This is a genomic window from Streptomyces composti (assembly GCF_012034205.1).
Taxonomy (GTDB): Bacteria; Actinomycetota; Actinomycetes; order Streptomycetales; family Streptomycetaceae; genus Streptomyces; species Streptomyces composti.
In genome coordinates, this window is sequence record NZ_JAATEM010000031.1 from 22,950 (window position 1) to 44,641 (window position 21,692).

Annotated in this window: 20 protein-coding genes; 9 read left to right on the plus strand and 11 right to left on the minus strand. The window is 73.9% G+C overall.

Annotation, left to right across the window (positions count from 1 at the left end; all coding sequences use genetic code 11):
- Positions 1 to 218: 218 nt before the first annotated feature.
- Together HCJ93_RS23500 and HCJ93_RS23505 are read right to left on the minus strand one after the other, a co-directional pair.
- Positions 219 to 1,568, minus strand: a complete 1,350-nt coding sequence (locus HCJ93_RS23500) for an SWF or SNF family helicase (RefSeq protein WP_167997790.1) — start codon at positions 1,566 to 1,568, stop codon at positions 219 to 221.
- On the minus strand, positions 1,565 to 4,534 hold the full coding sequence (locus HCJ93_RS23505) for an SCO1167/SCO6262 family helicase (protein WP_309141489.1): 2,970 nt from the start codon (positions 4,532 to 4,534) through the stop codon (positions 1,565 to 1,567). Before HCJ93_RS23505 ends, HCJ93_RS23500 begins: the two co-directional genes overlap by 4 nt.
- A 330-nt stretch (positions 4,535 to 4,864) precedes the next feature.
- Here HCJ93_RS23505 and HCJ93_RS23510 point away from each other — a divergent pair, with 330 nt between their 5' ends.
- Positions 4,865 to 5,047, plus strand: a complete 183-nt coding sequence (locus tag HCJ93_RS23510; protein WP_167997791.1) for a tail-anchor membrane protein — start codon at positions 4,865 to 4,867, stop codon at positions 5,045 to 5,047.
- 78 nt (positions 5,048 to 5,125) lie between these two features.
- Here the strand turns inward: HCJ93_RS23510 and HCJ93_RS23515 are convergent, their stop codons facing one another.
- The 4 genes from HCJ93_RS23515 to HCJ93_RS23530 form a co-directional block, all read right to left on the minus strand.
- The gene (locus HCJ93_RS23515) at positions 5,126 to 6,511 is read right to left on the minus strand and encodes a tannase/feruloyl esterase family alpha/beta hydrolase (protein ID WP_167997792.1); all 1,386 of its coding nucleotides are present in this window, start codon (positions 6,509 to 6,511) and stop codon (positions 5,126 to 5,128) included.
- A gap of 226 nt (positions 6,512 to 6,737) precedes the next feature.
- Positions 6,738 to 7,649, minus strand: coding sequence for a hypothetical protein (locus HCJ93_RS23520; RefSeq protein WP_167997793.1), 912 nt, complete (start codon positions 7,647 to 7,649; stop codon positions 6,738 to 6,740).
- A gap of 137 nt (positions 7,650 to 7,786) precedes the next feature.
- The gene (locus HCJ93_RS23525) at positions 7,787 to 8,083 is read right to left on the minus strand and encodes a hypothetical protein (RefSeq protein WP_167997794.1); all 297 of its coding nucleotides are present in this window, start codon (positions 8,081 to 8,083) and stop codon (positions 7,787 to 7,789) included.
- Positions 8,084 to 8,186: 103 nt separating this feature from the next.
- A complete protein-coding gene (locus HCJ93_RS23530) occupies positions 8,187 to 8,786 on the minus strand; it encodes a class I SAM-dependent methyltransferase (RefSeq protein WP_167997795.1) in 600 nt (199 codons plus the stop codon).
- A 151-nt stretch (positions 8,787 to 8,937) separates the two neighbouring features.
- Here HCJ93_RS23530 and HCJ93_RS23535 point away from each other — a divergent pair, with 151 nt between their 5' ends.
- The 5 genes from HCJ93_RS23535 (at position 8,938) to HCJ93_RS23555 (ending at position 14,159) form a co-directional block, all read left to right on the plus strand.
- Positions 8,938 to 9,711, plus strand: a complete 774-nt coding sequence (locus HCJ93_RS23535) for an MHYT domain-containing protein (protein ID WP_167997796.1) — start codon at positions 8,938 to 8,940, stop codon at positions 9,709 to 9,711.
- Positions 9,712 to 9,910: 199 nt separating this feature from the next.
- A complete protein-coding gene (locus HCJ93_RS23540) occupies positions 9,911 to 12,550 on the plus strand; it encodes a sensor histidine kinase (RefSeq protein WP_167997797.1) in 2,640 nt (879 codons plus the stop codon).
- Positions 12,547 to 12,984, plus strand: coding sequence for a roadblock/LC7 domain-containing protein (locus tag HCJ93_RS23545; RefSeq protein ID WP_167997798.1), 438 nt, complete (start codon positions 12,547 to 12,549; stop codon positions 12,982 to 12,984). The genes HCJ93_RS23540 and HCJ93_RS23545 overlap by 4 nt, the downstream gene beginning before the upstream one ends.
- 23 nt (positions 12,985 to 13,007) lie before the next feature.
- Positions 13,008 to 13,418, plus strand: coding sequence for a DUF742 domain-containing protein (locus HCJ93_RS23550; protein WP_167997799.1), 411 nt, complete (start codon positions 13,008 to 13,010; stop codon positions 13,416 to 13,418).
- 135 nt (positions 13,419 to 13,553) lie between these two features.
- Positions 13,554 to 14,159 (plus strand): GTP-binding protein, encoded by a 606-nt coding sequence (locus tag HCJ93_RS23555; protein WP_167997800.1) that lies wholly within the window; start codon positions 13,554 to 13,556, stop codon positions 14,157 to 14,159.
- 116 nt (positions 14,160 to 14,275) lie between these two features.
- On the opposite strand, the gene HCJ93_RS23560 is transcribed toward HCJ93_RS23555, so the two are convergent.
- Positions 14,276 to 14,704, minus strand: a complete 429-nt coding sequence (locus tag HCJ93_RS23560) for a PPOX class F420-dependent oxidoreductase (protein ID WP_167997801.1) — start codon at positions 14,702 to 14,704, stop codon at positions 14,276 to 14,278.
- A gap of 76 nt (positions 14,705 to 14,780) precedes the next feature.
- Here HCJ93_RS23560 and HCJ93_RS23565 point away from each other — a divergent pair, with 76 nt between their 5' ends.
- Entirely contained in the window at positions 14,781 to 15,194 is a 414-nt protein-coding gene (locus HCJ93_RS23565; protein ID WP_167997802.1) for a roadblock/LC7 domain-containing protein, read from the plus strand.
- Positions 15,195 to 15,376: 182 nt separating this feature from the next.
- The gene (locus HCJ93_RS23570) at positions 15,377 to 16,348 is read left to right on the plus strand and encodes a DUF6397 family protein (RefSeq protein ID WP_167997803.1); all 972 of its coding nucleotides are present in this window, start codon (positions 15,377 to 15,379) and stop codon (positions 16,346 to 16,348) included.
- A gap of 1 nt (position 16,349) precedes the next feature.
- Here the strand turns inward: HCJ93_RS23570 and HCJ93_RS23575 are convergent, their stop codons facing one another.
- On the minus strand, positions 16,350 to 17,216 hold the full coding sequence (locus HCJ93_RS23575) for an acyl-CoA thioesterase (protein ID WP_167997804.1): 867 nt from the start codon (positions 17,214 to 17,216) through the stop codon (positions 16,350 to 16,352).
- An 18-nt stretch (positions 17,217 to 17,234) separates the two neighbouring features.
- Positions 17,235 to 19,748, minus strand: a complete 2,514-nt coding sequence (locus tag HCJ93_RS23580) for a DEAD/DEAH box helicase (protein ID WP_167997805.1) — start codon at positions 19,746 to 19,748, stop codon at positions 17,235 to 17,237.
- Positions 19,749 to 19,893: 145 nt separating this feature from the next.
- Between HCJ93_RS23580 and HCJ93_RS23585 the strand changes: the two genes are divergently transcribed.
- Positions 19,894 to 20,688, plus strand: coding sequence for a metal-dependent hydrolase (locus HCJ93_RS23585; protein ID WP_167997806.1), 795 nt, complete (start codon positions 19,894 to 19,896; stop codon positions 20,686 to 20,688).
- 14 nt (positions 20,689 to 20,702) lie between these two features.
- On the opposite strand, the gene HCJ93_RS23590 is transcribed toward HCJ93_RS23585, so the two are convergent.
- Both HCJ93_RS23590 and HCJ93_RS23595 read right to left on the minus strand, forming a co-directional pair.
- Positions 20,703 to 20,963, minus strand: coding sequence for a type B 50S ribosomal protein L31 (locus HCJ93_RS23590; protein WP_167997807.1), 261 nt, complete (start codon positions 20,961 to 20,963; stop codon positions 20,703 to 20,705).
- A 75-nt stretch (positions 20,964 to 21,038) separates the two neighbouring features.
- Positions 21,039 to 21,512, minus strand: a complete 474-nt coding sequence (locus HCJ93_RS23595; protein WP_167997808.1) for a DUF5709 domain-containing protein — start codon at positions 21,510 to 21,512, stop codon at positions 21,039 to 21,041.
- Positions 21,513 to 21,692 lie beyond the last annotated feature (180 nt).

A 21,692-nucleotide genomic window follows, 5' to 3' on the forward strand; every position in this document is an offset into this window, starting at 1 on the left:
CGGGGACCGGGGACGTGCCGTGCCCAGGACCTGCGGCGCTTGCAGCCGAGGGATCGGCGGCACCGTCAGCCCAGCCGGCGACGGCGCGCCCGGCCCGGGGACCCGCGCGCGCTCCGGCCGGAAGCGGCGCCACCCACCCGGTGACCCGGCGGCGCAGCCGGTCGAGGGCGCCGCGCGTGTTCCGCGCGCAGCCGGGCGAGGCGCTGCGTGCGTGCCGCCTAGGGGCCGGTGGCACCCTCCGCCGTCGCCAGCGCGGTCGCCGGGTCCTGGGCGGGCGCCCCCGCCGGGGTCCAGCGGCCGCGTTCCCTGCGATAAGGCCACCAGCGTCCGTCCCTGCCCAGGCGCAGCTGGACGGGCGCGCCGACGACGGTCCACCGGTTGGCGCGGGACTTCAGAGGTGGACGCTCGTCCTCCTCCCAGGCGGTGTCGAGCGCGGCACGCGCCCGGGCCAGGGTGTCCCGGTCCGGCGTCCACTCCTCGTCGAACACCTCGAGGGCCTCCGCCCCGCCCTGCTGCCACGCCCGGACCGCCAGGGACAGCCCCTCCCGGCCGCGCCCCGAACCCTCGGCGAGCCGGTCCGCCACCTCCGGCGCGGGCTCCCCGGCGGCCAGCCGCACCGCGTCCTCGGCGACGGTTGCCGCGGGATGTACCAGGTGCTCCAGCCGGCCCCGCTGTCCCTCCCGCAGCGCGTCCGAGAGCAGCCGGTGCGCCTCGGCCGCCGTCCGGGCGGCGAGGAACTCCAAGGCGCCCGGGTCGGTCCCGGCGGGCGGCGGAGTCTCCGTGTCCAGCGACGGGGGAGCGCCAGGTCCGGCCGGGAGTGCGGGAAGGTCCGGCAGCGCAGGCAGCACGGCCCCGGACGCGAACGCCTCGTCCGCGTCCACCCCGTGCCCGTCGTGCGCTCCGTGCGCCCCGCGCATGTCGTTGGACCCGTGCGCCCCGTCGGCTCCTGCCGGGCCTGCGTCCGGCCCCGGCGTCCCGGTGCGCGACTCCAGCGCCTCCAGCAGGGCGCGTTCACCCCGCCCGCGCATCAGCAGCAGGACGAACGGATCCTGCTCCAGGAGCCTGGCCGTCTGGTAGCAGAGCGCCGCCGTGTGACCGCAGTGGTCCCAGGCCCCGCAGTCGCACTCGGCCTCCAGATCGCCGAGCCCCGGCAGCAGGACCACCCCGGCCAGCTCCGCGTCCTCCACGAGGTGCGTCGGCATCTCCCGGTCGAGCAACGCCGCGACATGCCCGGCCCGTTCGGCCGCCATGTCGGCGAAGCGGTCCCACTGCTCGTCGGTCAGCTGCTGCAGCAGGACATCCGCCCGGTGCCCGGTGCCGTCGCGGTCCTGGACGACCGCGGTGATGCGGCCCGGCCGCACGGACACCGCGCCGACCGCGCCCGCCCGCGCGAGCCTGCGGCCCGCCTTGAGCTGACCCGGGTCCAGGGCCGTGCTCTCCAGCGCGGTCAGCCAGGCGCGCCCCCACCAGGTCAGGGCGAAGGCCCGTCCCCGCGCCGGCGGCAGCGCGGCGAACGTCCGCTCCGCGTCGGCGCCTTCACCGCCGTGCTCATCGTCGTTCCGGGTCATCGCCGTCCCCCTCGTTCGTCCTCGCGCAGCGCCACCAGGTCCGCCAGCTCCGCGTCCGTCAGTTCGGTGAGCGCCGCCTCGCCGGAGCCCAGCACCGCGTCGGCCAGCTCCCGCTTGCTCTCCAGCAGGGCGGCGATGCGGTCCTCGACGGTCCCCTCGGCGATGATGCGGTGCACCTGCACCGGCCGGGTCTGGCCGATGCGGTACGCCCGGTCCGTCGCCTGCGCCTCGACGGCGGGGTTCCACCAGCGGTCGTAGTGCACGACATGCTCGGCGCGGGTCAGGTTCAGGCCGGTGCCGGCCGCCTTGAGCGACAGCAGGAACACCGGCACCTCGCCCGCCTGGAAACGCCGCACCATCTCCTCGCGCGCCGCCACCGGCGTGCCGCCGTGCAGGAGCTGAGCCGGAACGCCCCGCGCGGCCAGGTGGCGCTCCAGGATTCCGGCCATCGCCACGTACTGCGTGAACACCAGCACACCCGCCTGCTCGGCGAGCGCGGTGTCGAGCAGTTCGTCCAGCAGCTCCAGCTTGCCGGAGCGTCCCGCGACCACCGGGCGCGGCTCCTTGAGGTACTGCGCCGGGTGATTGCAGATCTGCTTCAGACCGGTCAGCAGTTTCACGATCAGTCCCCGGCGCGCCGGCCCGTCCGCCTCGGCGATCCCGGCGAGTGCCTCGCGCACCACGGCCTCGTACAGCCCCGCCTGCTCCTGCGTGAGGGACACGGCGTGATCGGTCTCGGTCTTCGGCGGCAGCTCCGGGGCGATCCCCGGATCCGACTTGCGGCGGCGCAGCAGGAACGGCCGCACCAGCCTGGCCAGCCGCTCCGCCGCGGCCGGGTCCCGGCCCCCCTCCACGGCGTCCGCGTACCGCCTGCGGAAGGTGCCGAGCCGGCCGAGCAGGCCCGGCGTGGTCCAGTCGAGGATCGCCCACAACTCCGTCAGGTCGTTCTCCACCGGCGTGCCGGTGAGCGCCACCCGGGCCCGGGCGCCGACGGACCGCAGCTGACGTGCTGTCGAGGCGTACGGGTTCTTCACGTGCTGGGCCTCGTCGGCGACCACCATCCCCCAGTCGACTTCGGCGAGCCGGCCGGCGTCCAGACGCATGGTCCCGTACGTGGTGAGCACGAACTCGCCGTCCCCCAGGCCGTCCAGACAGCGGCGCGCCCCGTGGAAGCGCCGCACGGCCGTGCCGGGCGCGAACCGCTCGATCTCCCGCTGCCAGTTGCCCATCAGCGACGCCGGGCAGACCACCAGCGTGGGCCCGGCCGCCGCCGGATCGCTCTGCCGGTGCAGATGCAGCGCGATCAGGGTGATGGTCTTGCCGAGCCCCATGTCGTCGGCGAGACAGCAGCCCAGGCCCAGCGAGGTCATGCGCGCCAGCCAGTCGAGTCCGCGCCGCTGGTAGTCGCGCAGGGGGGCAGCCAGCCCGGCCGGCGGCTCGACCGGCTCCTGCGCCCCGGGCTCGGCCAGCCGGTCGCGCAGCGACGCCAGCCACCCGGCCGGACGGACCTCGATCCGGCGCCCGTCCACCTCCACGGAGCCGGTCAGCGCCGCGCCGAGCGCCTCGACCGGCGTCACCTTGCGGGCCCGGCGGGCGCGGGCGCGCTCGATCTCCTGAGGGTCGATCAGCACCCACTGGTCCCGCAGCCGCACCACCGGCCGGCCGGCCTCGGCGAGCCGGTCCAGCTCCGCCCGGGTGATCTTGTGCCCGCCGACGGCGAACGACCAGTCGAAGGCCAGCAGCGCCTCGGCCGACAGGAACGACGGCCCCTGACCGAAGCCGTCCGGCCCGGACTTCCGCTCCTCGTCGGCGGGGCCGACCTGCGCGCGGGTGACCAGACCCCGGGTCAGCTCCTTCGGCCAGTGCACCTCCACGCCCGCACCGGCCAGCGCCCGCGTCCCCTCGCCGAGCAGATCGACGACCTCCTCGTCGGCGAGCTCCACCGCGTCAGGGACGGTCGTCGACAGCAGGGGCGACAGCGGCGGCCAGGCGCGGGCCGCCCGGCGCAGGGCCAGCAGGGCGTCCCTGCGCTCCGCCGCGCCGAAGGCGCCGCCGCAGGTGCCGGTGGAGGTGCCGGTGGCGCCGGGAGCCGTGGACCAGACATCGGCGGCATCCGACACCAGGGCCGGGTCGCTGACGCTGTGCACCTGGAGCACGGCGCGGAAGGTCACAGGGGGCGAGCTGGGGCCGCCGTCCGCGCAGCCGGTGGCGCCGTCCGCGGCGGTGGCGGTGGAGCCGATGGTCCCGTCTGGTGTACGGGCGGGCGGCACGGCCGCGCCCGCCGCGTCGTCCGTGAGCCCGTCCACCTCGATACGCAGGGAGAGCCGGACGCCCGCGTCATGGCCCGCGGCGACATCGGCGGCCCAGGCCCGCAGCTCCGGCAGCCGCTGCGGCACCGGCGCGGTGTAGGCGGGGGTGCCGGTGAGCAGAGGTGCGGCGGGGGTGCGGGGGAGGGAGTCGGCGACCGCGTCCAGGAAGGCGCGCAGCAGGCGCGCCGGGGCGGGCAGCCGCAGCAGTCCGCCGGCGTCCACGGGGACGTGGCGGGCTCCGCCGGAATCCGCCGGGACGGCGTGGGCCTCGGGCGGCATGGCGGCGGCCAGCCGGTGCACCGCCTCGATGTCCTCGGGGCTCAGGGGGCCCACGCGCCAGGCGTCGTGATCGGTGGGGGAGAGTCCGGGCAGCAGCAGCCCGCGGGCCACCAGATGCAGGGCGTGCAGGGTGGCCGCACCCCAGAAGACGGTGGCCCGATGACCCTGCCCGAAGGTGCGCGCGCGGAGGAGCAGGGGCAGAGCGGTGCGCACCGGCACCAGCAGCGCGGGCACCGTCCTCCGCCCGGCGCCGTCCGGACCGGGCGTGATCACGGTCAGCTCCTCGGGCCGGTCGTGCTCGAGGACCTGTGGCGGCGGTCCGTCGGGATGCCAGAAGGCGACGCGGCCGGTGCGGGCGGGGTCGCCCGGCAGGAACACGGCGGAGCAGCGGGTGAGCGGATGCGGGTGCGGGCCGCAGGACGAGAAGGGCGGAGCGGAGGGAGCCGTCTGCGTGGTGATGATCGAGTCCTCAAATTTGACTAGTGCCGTCGGGGCCGCCGAGGGTACACCACGTCCGGCGTCGACCGCCTGTGCCTCGCATGGTGAGTAGGGTCACTATGAAGGCCGAGGGCGGAGAAGGGACGCAGCCGAGCGAAGCCCTAGGGGGCGTACTTCAGGGTCGTCTCAGGGACGAGGCCAGGAACCGGCGCCGACGCGGGGCCGTTTTCACGACAGAGAGCGGCAAGGGCCGCGAAGGAGGCGACACTCATGTCGAAGAACGCGAAGATCGCCGCGGGGGGCGTGGCGGCCGGGCTCATCCTGCTCATATGGCTGCCCTGGTGGGCCGCCCTTCTGATCATCCTCGGCGTCCCCGCCGCGGCCTACCTCGCCCTGGACCCCTCCCAGCGGCGCAGGCTCCGCCGCGTCTCCCGCCGGGAGCTCGGCCGCTGAGCAGGAGCCGGAGGAAGAGTCCAGGAGGCGCCGGCCCGGGGCCAGGAGCCGCGAAGGGCAGGCACGGCTCACGCTCCGCTAGCGCTTGGCCGTCCCGTCTTCTCCCAGCGCGCAGGAGTTGACCACGTCGCCGTCCGCGGGCCGGGTGATCGTGTGGTCCGCGGGCGGCCGGACGCCGCGCTCCACCCAGGCGACCAGGGCGTCGAAGGCCGAACGGTGGCAGGGCAGGATCGGCCGGAGCCGGTCCGGGTAGGTGTCGTGGAGCCCGTCCACGTGCGTACCGCCCTGCACCGTGTAGTAGCGGTGCAGCGCGTCCCGCCCGCGCACCTCGATCATGCGGGCGTAGACGGCGGAGTCGGCGGCCTCCGGCAGCAGGGCGTCCAGATCGCCGTGCAGGGTGATCAGCGGCCTGCCGATGCGTCCGGTCAGCGACACCCGGGCCACCGCGCGATGCACGGAGGCGGGGCGCCGGGCGTAGTCGTAGGCGGCGTCGGAGGCGCACGGAGCGAGGATCTCCTCCGTGGTGCTCCCGGCGGAGGGGCCCGGGCAGGCACGGTCGTAGGAGGGGTCGAACTCGGCCCGGTAGATCTTCTGGGTCAGGCCCCAGTACGCCTTCTCGTGATACGGCCACAGGAACTTTGAGCCCGGCGCGAAGCCCACCGCGTGCAGGTCCTCGTCCCGCGCCCCGCCCAGCGTGCGGGCCACCGTGACCGGCAGCGAGGTGAGGAGGCTGGGTCCGTCGGCGGTCCAGAGCGCTCCCTCCCAGTCGACCCCGCCGTCGTACAGCTCGGGGTGGTTCTCCAACTGCCAGCGGGTGAGGTAGCCGCCGTTGGAGATCCCGGTGATGTAGGTGCGGCGCGGGGCGTGGCCGTAGCGCTGGGCGACGGCCTTCCGGGCGGCGAGGGTGAGCTGGGTGGTCCGCGTGTTCCACTCGGCGATCGCGTCGCCGGGCCGGCGGCCGTCCCGGTAGAAGTCGGCTCCGCTGTTGCCCTTGTCGGTCGCGGCATACGCGTAGCCGCGCGCGAGGACCTGGTCGGAGATCGCCTTGTCCGTGGCGTACTGCTTGCGGGTGCCGGGCGCCCCGGTGACGACCAGTCCGCCGTTCCACCGGTCCGGCAGCCGGATCACGAACTGCGCGTCGTGCTGCCAGCCGTGCGTGTTGTTGAAGCGGGAGGAGTCCGGGAAGTAGCCGTCGATCTGCACCCCGGGCACACCGGAGGGGGAGCGGGTGCCCGAGGCCGTGAGACCCGCCTGGTCCGCCATGTCGGTGTACGGGGTTCCCGCGAGCCCCGTCGTGGTCAGATCGGCCAGACAGGCGCTGCGCTGATGGGCCGCGCCCGGCACCCGGACGCGCTCCTGGCGGTCACAGTGGCCCTCCGCCGCCGTGGCGGGGGGAGCCGGAGCGGTCAGGGCGACCGAGGTGAGGGCGAGGGCGAGCAGCGGAACGCCACGGTACGGGCGCATGACGGCCTCCGAGAGGTGCGGGACGCGGGAAGAGAGCAGCTGCCGCTGCGTGCGGCTGCCCCATGGTGGAGTCCCGTCCGGCTGTCAGCGATGGGTCGGCACCACATGGCCCGGTGCCCGACCGTGGCGGGTCCCAACACGTGGGGTGGGGCACCGTCATCGGCCGCCGTGCTCAGGGAGACCGCACCGCCGTCGGCGCAGAGGCCGCGAGGCCGCACTCCCGTCCTCAGAGAGGCCGCACCGCGATCTTGTCGAGGGCCTCCAGCAACGCCGGCAGTTCCGTTCCGCGGCCCACCGGGAGCACTTCGTTGGGCTCGTCGTCGAGCAGGACGAAGGCGATGTCGTCCGTGCGGGCCACGAGGGACCAGCCGGGGCCGTCGGCCCGCAGCGTGCGTGCCCCGCCGGGGGCGAAGGAGGAACGGATGCGTCCGAGCGGCGGCGGCGCGTCGATGTACGCGCGCGCCTCGGCCAGGACCCGCCGGATGCCGGGATGGCGCGGCTGCCGTGCCTCGCCGGGGGCGTCGCCGGAGCCGTCGGCGCCGTCCGGACTTCCGGCGTCCGCGTCGCCCGAGTCGCCGGATGCCGCACTTCCGGCGTCCTCGGCGGCGGCCTCGTCGCCCTCGCCCGGCATCACGAACACGCTGTCGTCGACCTGTTCGCGCCACGTGGCCCACTGCTGCGCGATCTCGTCGGCGCCCAGGCGTCGTTGGGCCGGGCCCCAGACGCTGGTGTCCGGAGGGGCCAGCGGCGCACGGCCGGCGATCTCCGGGTCGGGGTCGTGCGGCGCGGGCACGTTCGGGGCCGCCACCGCGACCGCGAGGGGCCAGCCGGGCAGCGCCGTGACCACCGTGCGCTCGTCCGGCGAGAGGTCGTGCTCCATGCCGCAGTCCCACGAGGCGATCGCGACCGCGACCAGGGAGACGTCGTCGACCACCACGGTCCACCGGGCGCCCTCGCCGTCCTGGCCGAGAACCAGCCCGTAGCCGTCGGCCACGGGAGGCAGACCGAGCGCCGCGCAGGCCTCCGGGTAGTCGTCGCCCAGCACACTCGGGAACTTCGCCGGTGTCAGCAGCACCGCCGTGAGCACATAGAGCGCGTCGTCCTCGGCGGCGACGGCTTGCTCGTCCGTCCCGGCCATCCCAGCCTCCCCATCGGTTCGTCCATCGGCGCGCACCCTATGCCGACCCCGAGCCCCTTGTCACGACCCGGCCCGCACTGCCGGAGCTGCAGTTTTCCTGCCGGACGGGGCGAATCGGCCAAGCGCCGGGGGACGAATCAGACGGCCGGCAGCCCCAGGAGGGACCGTGCGACCGTCCGCGGGGACTCGTCGCGCTCCCGGGCCAGCGCGATCACCGCCCGGCACGCCAGCTCATTGACCCCGAACGACAGCGCCTCGGGCGACACCCAGCCCGCCGCCTCCTCGATGCGGTCCTGGTCGTCCTCCGCGCAGGCCGAGACGTACGCCGCCGCGGCCTCGAAGAGGTTGTGCGGACGCTCCCGCCGCGCCGGCCGCTCCTCGGTGCGGAGACTGCCGATCACCCTGCCGCCGAACCTGCGAACCCTGCCCCACATCGGTCCACCCTCTCGCTGAGCGGTTGCCCTCGCCGACCGGGCATCTCCTCTCCCTCAACGTAGAGTTGGAAGCGCCGTCGCAGAAGAGGGCGACCGGGGGCGCTCAGGGCGTACGCACCGCCAGCGCCAGAAACCGGTCGTCCCGGTCGGCGTACGAGGTCATGCGCCAGCCGGAACCGGCCAGCAGCGGGCGCAGACGGGACTCGGCGCGCAGATCGTCCGGAGTGATCTGCCGTCCCTGGCGCGCCGCGAGCGCCGCCCGCCCGACGGGATGGAACAGCGCCAGCACGCCTCCGGGCCGCACCACGCGCGCCAGCTCGCGCAGGTTCTCCGCCGGCCGGGGGAGATGGGCGATCAGCCCCGCCCCGAACACCGCGTCCAGCGAACCGGAGCGCAGCGGCAGCGCGGTGACGTCGGCGAGCAGCAGCGCTCCGTCCCGGTCCCGGCCTCTGCGGACCGCCTCGTGCAGCATCTCGGGGGTGAGGTCGGCGCCGATGACCACGCCCGAGGGGCCCACGGCGGCACGCAGCGGCGGCAGGGCCCGCCCGGTGCCGCAGCCGGCGTCCAGCACCCGGTCGCCGGGACGCAGCCCGAGTTCGGCGACCGCCGCCTGGTAGGCGGGACCGTCGTCGGGAAAGCGCCGCTCCCAGTCGGCGGCCCGCGCGGCGAAGAACTCCTGGACACGTGTGTGGTCGTCGCTCATGCTCCGCATGATCCCTCACCGGTACGGAGGATGCCGCTGTGCGCATGTTCGAGCGCGAGGCGATCGTTCCGGCGCATTTCGGCGTCATATTCCAACACCTTTCGAAACGCGCCCCCTTCGTGCGCCCACGCACCCCTAGCGTCCCGGAGCCATGGGACACCTGGACCACGCCGCCCTGGGGTGGCTTACCCCCGTGCTGTCGTACGTGATGGCCTGTACCGGCGCCGCCCTCGGGCTGCGCTGCACCGTCCGCGCTCTCGCCGCCACCGGCCGCTCCCGCCGCAACTGGCTGATCACCGCCGCCTCGGCGATCGCCACCGGCATCTGGACCATGCACTTCGTGGCCATGCTCGGCTTCGGTGTCAGCGGCACCGAGATCCGCTACGACGTACCCCTGACCATCGCCAGCCTGCTGGTCGCCATGCTCGTCGTCTGCGCCGGCGTGTTCGCCGTCGGCTACAGCCGCGACCGGGGCCGGGCACTGCTGCTCGGCGGGCTCACCACCGGCCTCGGCGTCGCGAGCATGCACTACCTGGGCATGGCGGCGGTGCGGCTGCACGGAGAGGTGAGCTACGACCCGGTGCTCGTCGGCGTGTCGGTGCTGATCGCGGTCGTCGCGGCCACCGCCGCGCTGTGGGCGGCGCTCAACATCAAGTCGCCCGTCGCGGTCACCGTCGCCTCCCTGATCATGGGAGCGGCGGTCACCAGCATGCACTACACCGGAATGTTCGCGGTCGGTGTCCGCGTCACGCCCTCCTCGGACCCGCTGTCCGGGGCCACGGCGATGCAGTTCATCTTCCCGCTCGCGGTCGGCCTCGGGTCCTACCTGTTCATCACCTCGGCCTTCGTCGCCCTGTCGCCGACCGCGAACGAGCGCGAGGCCTCCGCCTCCGCCCAGCGGCCGGTCGAACCCGCCACCTCCTGAATCCTCGGCCCCCGTCCTCCGCAGCCCACCGTCCGACCCCGTCCTGTCCGCACCCCGGACCCGCCGTCCTCCCACCCTTCCGCACCTGCCGCCGCCCCCGGCCCGCACCGGGCCCCGCCGGTACCGGACCGCATCCGGCGGTGCGGCACGGGCCGATGCGGCGAGAGGTCCGCCCCGACCACCCTCGAGCGAGGAGTTCATGCGCCCACCCCGTAGGAGCCCCACGGCCCGCGCCGAAGCGCCGCCCCCGCCGCCCAGGCGCGGCCGGCGCGCCCACGCCGGACCGCCCGCCGACGAAGGCCCGGACCCGCGGGGCACCGCGGCGACCGCCCGTGCCGGACGGAGGCTCAGCGGACCGCGCACGGTGCGCGCCAAGATCGTCTGCCTGCTGATGGTGCCCGTGGTCTCCCTGCTCGCCCTGTGGGGCCACGCCACGGTCACCACCGCCCAGGACATCGCCGAGCTCCGCCAGATCCAGCGCGTCGACGCCAAGGTCCGTGCCCCGCTCGCCGCGGCCGTCGCCGCCCTCCAGGCGGAACGTTCAGCCGCGGTGCGCCGCGTCTCCGACGCCTCCTCCGTCCCCGACCAGGACCTCACCGAACGCGCCCGCGTCACCGACCGGGCCGTCGCCCGCCTGAAACTCGGCGACAACGGCACCGTCGCCTACGGCCAGGAACTGCCCCGCACCGTCGCCGACCGGCTCCAGACCTTCGTCTCCGCCGCCGAACGGCTCCGCCCGCTGCGCACCGACGTGCGCGAGGGCGACGCCGCCTGGCGCACCACCTACGACCGGTACACCGGCACCATCGCCGCGGCGCTCGGCGCCGTCGGCTCCCTCACCGGCCTGCGGGACGCCGACCTCGGCTCCGACGCCCGCGTCCTGCTGGAGTTCTCCCGCGCCGGCGAGGCACTGGCCCAGGAGGACGCACTGCTGGCCGGCGCCCGGCTGAACGGCCGGCTCGACGGCGAACGGCTGCGGCTGTTCACCGGAGCCGTCGAACTGCGCCGCGCCCTCACCGACTCCGCCGTCGCGGACCTGAAGGGCCAGGAACGCACCGCCTGGGACGAGCTCGCCCGCGGCGAGGCCTACGCCGCCCTCGCCGCCACCGAGGACAAGGTGCTCGCCGCCGGCTCCGGCACCCGGGCCGTCCAGGCGGCACCCGCCCGCACCTGGAACGCCGCCCACATCCGGGTCCGCGACGGCATGCGGTCCATCGAGGACGAGGCCGGCCGGGGCGTCGCCCACCGCGCCGACCCGCTCACCCGCGGACTGCTCACCCCGGCGGGCGCCGCCGTGCTCTTCGGCCTCGCCGCGGTCGCCGCCTCCCTCGTCATCTCGGTGCGCATCGGCCGCGGTCTGGTGGTCGAACTGGTGCGGCTGCGCAACGACGCCCTGGAGATCGCCCGCCGCAAACTCCCCGAGGCCATGCGCAGGCTCCGGGCCGGCGAGGAGATCGACATCGACACCGAGGCCCCGCCGGGACCGCCCGCGCAGGACGAGACCGGCCAGGTCGCCGAGGCCCTCGGCACCGTGCACCGGGCCGCGCTGCACGCCGCCGTGGAGCGCGCCGAACTCGCCGGCGGCATCTCCGGGGTCTTCGTCAACCTCGCGCGCCGCAGCCAGGTCCTGGTGCACCGTCAGCTGAGCCTGCTGGACAGCATGGAGCGCCGCTCCGACGACCCGGGCGAGCTGAGCGACCTGTTCCGCCTCGACCACCTCACCACCCGGATGCGGCGCCACGCGGAGAGCCTGATCATCCTCTCCGGGGCGGCACCCGGCCGCGCCTGGCGCATGCCCGTCTCCCTCACCAACGTGGTGCGAGCCGCCGTCTCCGAGGTCGAGGACTACGCCCGGGTCGAGGTGCGCCAGCTGCCGGAGGCCGCCGTGGTCGGAGCGGCCGTCGCCGACCTCACCCACCTGCTCGCCGAACTCATCGAGAACGCCGCCCAGTTCTCCCCGCCGCACACCCGCGTGCGGGTCACCGGCGAACCCGTCGGCAACGGATACGCCATCGAGGTGGAGGACCGGGGACTCGGCATGGGCAAGGAGTCCCTCGCCGAGGCCAACCGGCGCATCGCCCAGTCGGAGGCGCTCGACCTGTTCGACAGCGACCGGCTCGGCCTGTTCGTGGTCAGCAGGCTCGCCGCCCGGCACGACATCAAGGTGCACCTGAAGACCTCCCCGTACGGCGGCACCACCGCGGTGGTCCTGCTGCCCACCAGCCTGCTCGACGACAGCGCCGAAGCCCGCTCCGCGGGCGGGATCCGCCCGTCCCGCCCGGCCGAGGAACGCGCGTTCGCCGCCGTCGCAGGCGACAGGGACACGCCCGTCGCCGCCCTCGCGGGCGGTGCGCGCGACGGTGTCGAGGGCGGCGTCGCAGGGGACCGGCACGTCACCGCCGTCACCGGCGACGGGGACACGCACGCGCGGATGTCCGGTGACCTCCCGCGGCAGCGTGCCGTGTCCGCCCCCGACGGGCGGCCCTCGCTGGTGGCCCCCGCGACACCCCCGGCCGGCGCCACCGACACCCCCGCTCCGGACCGGTCCCAGGGAGCCGCCCCCTTGCGTCTGCACCGTCCGCCCCAGGAGCCGGCCGGCTCCGACGACCTCCCGCGCCGCGTACGGCAGGCCAGCCTCGCCCCCCAGCTGCGCGAGCAGCAGACCGGCACCCCCGCCCCGGCCCGCCACGACGAGGACGAACGCACACCGGAACTCGTGCGCGACCGCATGGCCGCCTATCGCGCCGGCTGGGTGCGCGGCGGCGGCAGACGACCCGGCCGCGGCGGCGCACCCGGCCCCCACAGGCAGCACCACGGCAGTGAAGGAGACCCCGCATGATCCAGGACCCGAGCAGGCGAGGCCCCCGGCGGACCGGTGAACTCGACTGGCTGCTGGACGACATGGTGTCCCGCGTCGCCGACGTCCGGCACGCCGTGGTGCTGTCCAACGACGGGCTCGCCGTGGGAGCCTCCACCGACCTCGGCCGGGAGGACGCCGAGCACCTGGCGGCCGTCGCCTCCGGATTCCACAGCCTCGCCAAGGGAGCGGGCCGGCACTTCGGGGCCGGCGGAGTGCGCCAGACCATGGTGGAGATGGACGACGCCTTCCTCTTCGTGGCCGCCGCCGGAGAGGGCTCCTGCCTCGCCGTCCTCACCGCCGTCACCGCCGACATCGGCCTCGTCGCCTACGAGATGGCACGGCTGGTCAAACGCGTCGGCGAGCACCTGTACACCGCGCCCCGCGTCGGCGCGCGGCCCACCCCCGCCGGATGAGGAGAGAACAGCGGCCCGAGCCGATGACCGAGCACACGACCGGCTTTCCGAGCGAGCCCGGCAGCCAGTGGTACGACCAGGAGGCCGGGCCCCTCGTCCGCCCCTACGCCGTGACCGGCGGACGCACCAGACCCGCCGTCACCGGCGTGCACTTCGACCTGATCGCCCTGGTCACCCTGGACCCGGCGGCCCCCGGCATCGACGACCCGGCGCTCGGACCGGAGCACCGCACCCTGATCGAGCTGTGCCGGCCGGAGACCCAGTCGGTCGCCGAACTCGCCGCGGACGCGGACCTGCCCGTCGGCGTGGTCCGGGTCCTCCTCGGCGACCTGGTGGAACGCGGCTGTGTCACCGTCAGCAGGCCCGTGCCGCCCGCGCACCTGCCCGACGAACGCATCCTCCGCGAGGTGATCGCCGGTCTGCGGGCCCTGTGAGGCCCGCCCTTGTTCCCGGGCGTGCGGGTCCCGTGGCGCCCGCCCCCGTTCCCGAGCCGCGGGTGCCGCAAGCCGCACCACGCGACGCCCCGTACCCCTGCCGACCGCGGCCGGCACTCGAGAGAGAAGTGATCCATGGCCCCTGAGCACCCCGACACCCCCGGCGGCGAACCGACCGCACTGGCGCTGAAGATACTGGTCGCCGGCGGTTTCGGCGTGGGCAAGACCACCCTGGTCGGAGCGGTCAGCGAGATCCGGCCGCTGCGCACCGAGGAGATGCTGAGCCAGGCGGGCGAGCTGGTCGACGACACCGGCGGGGTGGACCAGAAGTCCACCACCACCGTCGCGATGGACTTCGGCCGCATCACCATCCGCTCCGGGCTGTCCCTGTACCTCTTCGGCACCCCGGGACAGGACCGTTTCTGGTTCCTGTGGGACGAACTGGCCCAGGGCGCCCTCGGCGCGGTGGTCCTCGCCGACACCCGGCGCCTGGAGGACTGTTTCCCGGCGGTCGACTACTTCGAGCACCGGGCCATCCCCTTCGTGGTCGCCGTCAACTGCTTCGCCGGGGCGCGCCGCCACGCCCCGCAGGACGTCAGCCGCGCCCTGGACCTGGACGCCGGGACGCCCGTGGTGCTGTGCGACGCCCGCGAACGCGAATCGGGCAAGGAGGTACTCATCCGCCTCGTCGAGTACGCCGGCCGCCGCCACACCGCCCGGCTGCTCGACTCCGTGGGGTGAGACGGAGACATCGACGGGGGTGGGAGAGAAGTATCGGGTGAGGTGGGGGAGGAACATCGGCGGGGTGAGACGGGGACAGGGCGGCCGAGGCCCCGGAGGTGGCCCCGGCCCGGTCGTCAGTCCGCAAGGCCCTTCTCCGCCAGCACCTTGTCGATGGTGACGCGGACCAGGAGCTCGCCGGGCACGCCGTTGCGCTCGCCGAACTCCTCGGCGCGGTCCTCGCCCATGTATCGTCCCGCGATCCTGGCGGCCCAGCGCCGCAGCTCGACGGGGTCGTCCACGAAGCGCGCCCGTCCGTGCAGGATGACGTAGGCGAACGGCGGCCGTTCGTCGTCCACGCACAGGGCGACCCTGCCGTCCCGCGCCAGATTGCGCCCCTTCACCGTCCGGGCCCCCGTGTTGAACACCAGTTCGTCGCCGTCCAGCAGGAACCAGATAGGCGCCACATGCGGGCTGCCGTCCGCCCGGACGGTGCACAGCTTGCCGGTGCGGGTCCCGTACGAGACGAACGCCCGCCACTCCTCGTCGGTCATCTTCTCTGCCATGGCTCCATCCTGCTTGCCCGGCGCCCGCAGGTGGGGAAGGCTGGCGCGGGGAGAACACACGGGGAGGGCGCGCATCATGGCGCAGAACCAGGCACTCGACTGGCTGCTGGACGACCTGGCCGAGCGGGTCGAACACGTACGGCACGCACTGATCCTGTCCAACGACGGGCTGGTGACGGGGTCGAGCACCGGGCTGCGGCGCGAGGACGCCGAGCACCTCGCCGCGGTCTCCTCAGGACTGCACAGCCTCGCCAAGGGGTCGGGCCGGCACTTCGGCGCGGGGGCGGTGCGGCAGACGATGGTCGAGTTCGACGACGCGGTCCTCTTCGTCACCGCTGCCGGCAGCGGCAGCTGCCTGTGCGTGCTCAGCGGCGCCGAGGCCGACATCGGGCAGATCGCCTACGAGATGACCCTGCTGGTCAACCGGGTCGGCGAGCACCTCGACGTGGACGCGCGGCGGCCCGCGGCGGACCCCGGGCCCGACCTCTGACACTCGGCTCTCCGTACGACTCCGACCTGCGCATCTGTGGCTGCGGGCGGAGTTGTCCACAGGCTGGACACGGAGAGTGACAACTGGGCTACGGTCTTGTCCGGCGGGCGCATCCGGCGCCCGGCCGTCCATCGACGGGCGCACCCGGCGCTCGCCGCACACGTCCCACGGGGGAGACCACCATGTCCGGGAGCACCTTCACGTCTGTCACCTCTGTCACGGCGGTCACGTCCGTCCCGTCGCCCGTCGCCGCCGAGCGCCGCAGCCCCGGCCGCGACCCCTGGCTCGAACCGAGCCGTGCGGCGCGGGAACTGGGTCTCGAGCGTCACGAGTTCGACCTCGCGGTGCGGCTCGGCCGCATCCGTACCCGGCCCGTCGGCGGGGGAGACGGCGGCCGTGCGGTCGCCCGTACCGAGATCGCGAGGCTGCGCGCCCGGCCCGGCTTCCCCGAAGCGCTGCGCGCCTGTGTGGAGACGGTGGGCACGGCACGAGGCGCCGCCCTGATGAAGGTGACCGAGGACCGCTTCACCCGCCTGGCCCGGCTCGGCCTGCTGGTTCCGGTGCGGTTCACGCTCGGCCCGCACGGGGCCGTCGACTGGCTCTATCTGGCCGAGGAGCTGCGCGCGTTCGCCGCCGCCGAGGAGAACGCCGAGCTGCTCACCGGCCGCCCGTCCGGTGCCCTCGGCACCCCGCTCGACCCCGATCTCGACGTGCGGCCGCGCAACTGGCGCAACCGGCATCTGGGTTGCCTGCTCCGCCTGGCCGACGGCGACCCCTGGGGCCGCGCGGGAGCCGTGGCGTCGCTGCTCGACCCGCTGCAGGTCGCCGAGGTGGTCAAGGACCCCTACGAGCGCTCCCGTCTGAACGCACACCGAGCGGCGCCCCCGGCCGGCGGGGCATCCGGGCCCTCCGCCGTCCGGCTCGCCCGAGAGCTGACGACCGCGCAGGACGAGGACGAGACCGCCTGGCTGCGGGCGGAGCTGACGGGGCTGGTCGCACAGGCACGCGAGCACCGTCCGGCACCCGGGCCGACGCCCCGCTCTTCCCGGGCCGTGTGCACGGGCACCCCGGAGCGGGACCGGCCGCTCGGCGGACTGCGGGCCCTCCTCGGCCGCAGGTGGTGCCGGAGCAGGCGCCCGATCGGCGACCGGTGATCTACAGCGCCCGGAACAGGCCCTCCTGCACGACGGACACCAGCATCCGGCCCTCCCGGTCGTAGATCCGCCCGCGGGCCAGGCCCCGCCCGCCCGTGGCGATGGGCGACTCCTGGTCGTAGAGGAACCACTCGTCCGCGCGGAACGGCCGATGGAACCACATGGCGTGGTCCAGTGACGCCATGTCGAAACCCCGCGGCCCCCACAAGGGTTCGACCGGGATGCGGACGGCATCCAGAAGGGTCATGTCGCTGGCGTATGTGAGCGCGCAGGTGTGCACCAGCGGGTCGTCGCCGAGAGGGCCGACCGCCCGCATCCACACCGCGCTGCGCGGCGCGGCGCCCTTCACCTCCTCGGGGTCCCAGCGCAGCCGGTCGACATAGCGGATGTCGAAGGGCTGTCGGCGGGCCATCCGCTCCCACTGCTCCGGCAGCGTGCCCAGATGCTCCCGGATCTCGTCCGTGACCGTCGGCAGCGTCTCGGGGTCCGGGACCTCTCGCGCCGGCGGCAGCTGATGCTCAAAACTGCCCTGCTCGGGCCGGTGAAAGGAAGCGGTGAGATGGAAGATCGTGCGGCCCTGCTGCACCGCGGTGACCCGCCGGGTCGTGAACGACCGCCCGTCCCGCACGCGTTCCACCATGTACACGATGGGCACCCCCGGCCGCCCGGGGCGCAAAAAGTACGCGTGCAGCGAGTGCACGGGCCGGTCGCCGTCCGTGGTGCGCCCCGCAGCGACCAGTGCCTGCCCGGCCACCTGCCCGCCGAAGACCCGCTGCAGCGACTCCTCGGGACTGCGGCCCCGGAAGATGTTCACCTCGATCTGCTCCAGATCGAGCAGGTCGACAAGCCGTTCGGCAGGGTTCGTCATGGCTGCGGTACCCCCGTGTCACAGCTGGCCGACGTCGGTGACCCGCACCACCGCGCGGCCCTCGGCGTCGGAGGCGGCCAGATCGACCTCGGCGCTGATGCCCCAGTCGTGGTCCCCGTTGGGGTCGTCGAAGATCTGCCGGACCCGCCACAGCCCGTTCTCCGGCTCCTCGTCGATCAGCAGCAGCTTGGGGCCGCGGGCGTCGGGTCCGGTGCCGAGCTCCTCGTACTCGTCCCAGTACTTGTCCATCGCCTCGGCCCAGGCGTCCGCGTCCCAGCCCGACTCGGCGTCCATCTCGCCCAGTTCCTCCACCCGGTCCAGCGCGGCGAGCTCCACCCGGCGGAACATGGCGTTGCGCACCAGCACCCGGAACGCGCGCGCATTGGTGGTGACCGGCTTGACCTGGTCGGCCTTCTCCTGGGCCTCCTCGGCGGTCATCTCCTCCGGGTTGGCCAGCTGCTCCCACTCGTCCAGCAGGCTGGAGTCGACCTGGCGCACCATCTCGCCCAGCCAGGCGATCAGATCCTGCAGATCCTCCGACTTCAGATCGTCCGGGACAGTGTGCTCCAGCGCCTTGTAGGCGCTGGCGAGGTAGCGCAGCACGATGCCCTCGGTGCGGGCCAGCTCGTAGAACGACACCAGCTCGGTGAAGGACAGCGCCCGCTCGTACATGTCCCGCACCACCGACTTCGGCGACAACGGATGGTCACCGACCCACGGATGGCTCCTGCGGTAGGTGTTGTACGCGTGGAAGAGCAGCTCCTCCAGCGGCTTCGGGTAGGTGATGTCCTGGAGGCGCTCCATGCGCTCCTCGTACTCGACCCCGTCCGCCTTCATCGCCGCGACCGCCTCGCCGCGCGCCTTGTTCTGCTGGGCGACGAGGATCTGGCGCGGGTCGTCGAGCGTGGACTCCACCACGGACACCATGTCCAGCGCGTACGACGGCGATTCGGGGTCCAGCAGCTCGAACGCGGCCAGCGCGAAGGTGGACAGCGGCTGGTTCAGCGCGAAGTCCTGCTGCAGATCCACCGTCAGGCGCACGATGCGGCCCTCGGCGTCCGGGGTGTCCAGCTTCTCCACGATGCCGCCGTCCAGCAGCGAACGGTAGATGGCGATGGCCCGCCGGATGTGCCGCAGCTGCTGCTTGCGCGGCTCGTGATTGTCCTCGAGCAGACGGCGCATCGCCTCGAAGGCGTTGCCGGGACGGGCGATCACCGACAGCAGCATCGTGTGCGTGACCCTGAAGCGCGAGGTCAGCGGCTCCGGCTCGGAGTCGATGAGCTTCTGGAAGGTCTTGTCGGTCCAGCCGACGAACCCCTCGGGGGCCTTCTTGCGCACCACCTTGCGGCGCTTCTTCGGGTCGTCGCCGGCCTTCGCCAGCGCCTTCTCGTTCTCGATGACATGCTCGGGCGCCTGCGCGACCACGAAGCCCTCGGTGTCGAAGCCGGCCCGCCCGGCGCGGCCCGCGATCTGGTGGAACTCGCGGGCGCGCAGGGTCCGCACCCGGTTGCCGTCGTACTTGGTGAGCGCGGTGAACAGCACCGTGCGGATGGGCACATTGACGCCCACACCCAGGGTGTCCGTCCCGCAGATCACTTTCAGCAGGCCCGCCTGGGCCAGCTTCTCCACCAGACGCCGGTACTTGGGCAGCATGCCGGCGTGATGCACGCCGATGCCGTGCCGCACGTACCGCGAGAGATTCCGGCCGAACCGGGTGGTGAAGCGGAAGTTGCCGATGAGTTCGGCGATCTGCTCCTTCTCCTGCCGCGAGCACATGTTGATGCTCATCAGCGCCTGCGCCCGCTCCACCGCCTGCGCCTGGGTGAAGTGCACGATGTACACCGGCGCCTGACGGTTCTCGAGCAGATCGGTGAGCGTCTCGGTCAGCGGGGTGTAGCGGTACTCGTAGGACAGCGGCACGGGGCGGGTCGCCGAGCGGACCACCGCCGTGGGGCGGCCGGTGCGGCGGGTGAGGTCCTTCTCGAAGAAGGACACGTCGCCCAGGGTCGCCGACATCAGCACGAACTGAGCCTGCGGCAGCTCCAGAAGCGGGATCTGCCAGGCCCAGCCGCGGTCCGGCTCGGCGTAGAAGTGGAACTCGTCCATCACGACCTGGCCGACGTCCGCCTGCCGGCCGTCGCGCAGCGCGATCGACGCCAGCACCTCGGCCGTGCAGCAGATGACGGGAGCGTCCGCGTTGACCGAGGCGTCGCCGGTGAGCATCCCGACGTTCTCGGTGCCGAACAGCTTGCACAGCTCGAAGAACTTCTCCGACACCAGCGCCTTGATGGGCGCCGTGTAGAAGGTGACCTCGTCCCTGGCCAGCGCGGCGAAGTGGGCACCGGCGGCGATCATGCTCTTGCCGGAGCCGGTGGGCGTCGAGACGATCACATTCGCCCCGGACACCACCTCGATCAGCGCCTCCTCCTGGTGGGGATAGAGGGTGAGACCCCGCTCCTGCGCCCACGACTCGAAGGCTTCGTACAGGGCGTCGGGGTCGGCGGTCGGCGGCAGCTGATCGATGAGGGTCACGCCCCCATCTTGCCCGCCCGCCCGCCGGAACCGGGAATCGGCTGCGAGCACGAAGATCGCGAACGCTACGCTGTGCCGTCGGCAGAGGGGAAGCAGAGCCGGCGAGCGGGCCGGCGGTACACGAGGAACGGGGCGGGCAACGGCGATGATGGGACCGGCACACTCACTTTCGGGCGCTGCGGCCTGGCTCGGCGTCGGCGCGGCGAGTGCCGCGGCCGGACGTCCGATGCCCTGGCCGGTGCTCCTTGCGGGCGCGCTGATCTGCGCGGGGGCGGCGCTCGCCCCCGACCTCGACCACAAGGCGGCGACCATCTCGCGGTCCTTCGGACCGCTGTCCCGGTGGCTGTGCGAGATCGTCGACAAGCTCTCCTACGCCGTCTACAAGGCGACCAGGATGCAGGGCGATCCGCGCAGGTCCGGCGGCCACCGCACGCTCACCCACACCTGGCTGTGGGCGGTGCTGATCGGCACCGGCACCTCGGCGCTGGCGATCTTCGGCGGGCGCTGGGCGGTGCTGGGGATCCTCTTCGTGCACATGGTGCTCGCCATCGAGGGCCTGCTGTGGCGGGCGACCCGGGGCTCCAGCAGCGATGTCCTGGTGTGGCTGCTGGCCGCGACCAGCTCCTGGATCCTCGCCGGTCTCCTGGACCAGCCGGGCAACGGCTCCGACTGGCTGTTCACCGCGCCGGGCCAGGAGTACCTGTGGCTGGGCCTGCCGATCGTGCTGGGCGCGCTGGTGCACGACATCGGCGACGCCCTGACGGTGTCCGGCTGCCCGATCCTGTGGCCGATACCGGTGGGCCGCAAGCGGTGGTACCCGGTCGGGCCGCCGAAGGCGATGCGGTTCCGCGCGGGCAGCTGGGTCGAGCTGAAGGTGCTGATGCCGGCGTTCATGGTGCTCGGCGGAGTGGGCGGCGCGGCCGCGCTCAACGTGATCTGACGCGACTCGGGGGCTCAGCGGCCGGCCCCGCCCTCGCCGCCGTACCGGCGCTCGAAGCGGGCGACGCGTCCCTCCGCGTCCACCGTGCGGGCCCTGCCCGTGTAGAAGGGGTGGCTCTCGGAGGAGATCTCCACGTCCACCACGGGGTAGGTCTCGCCGTCGTCCCACTCGATGGTCTGGTCGCTGTGCGCGGTGGACCGGGTGAGGAAGGCGTACCCGGCGGCACGGTCACGGAAGACGACCGGGTGGTAGTCGGGGTGCTTGTCCTGCTGCATGGCTGCTCCCTGTTCGGGGTGGTCCGGCCGGCCGGGCCGGCGGACGGGGGCGGGGGGACGGCCGGGTGCCGGGGGTCAGCCGGGCAGGGCGTCCTCGTCGACGATGTGCACCGCGGCCTCCTCGGCGGAGGCGGCCGCGCCGTCGATGCCGACGTCCCGCGCGACCAGGGCTTCCTCCTCGTCCTCGTGCGCCCCTTCGTCGGGGGCCACCAGCCGGCCGGAGCGGATGGCGCCGACCTCGTTGTCGAGGAGTTCGCCGTCCGTTCCGTCGCAGTCGCCGATTCCGTCGCCGTCGGGGGCGGGAGCGAGATCGGGCAGCTCCTCGGCGAGCCGTTCGTCGAGGGTCTCGCCCTCCAGGCGTTCGGCCGCGGTCACCCTGCGGTGCTCCACCGCCCACGGTCGCTCGGGCGGGGACCAGCCCCGGTCCAGGGGGTCGGCCACGCCGTCGTCCTCCAGGGTGTCCTCGGCGTCGAGCAGTCCGGCGTCGTCCTGGATCTCGGACGCGTCGGGCTGGTAGACGTCGTCTCCCCATCCGTCGGCGCTGCTCACGGGTACCTCCAGGGGTCGGGGACAGATCCGTTCCCGCCGTGGCCCGCACCGGGCCGCCACTGCACGGGGCACTGGTGCCGCCGGCCCCTCGTCCGGGGTGCCGGGCGTTCCCCGAGCCAATGCCTGACTCCAGCCTTCCACCCCGCTTCGGCACCGCGCAACGGCACGACTTCCGCACAG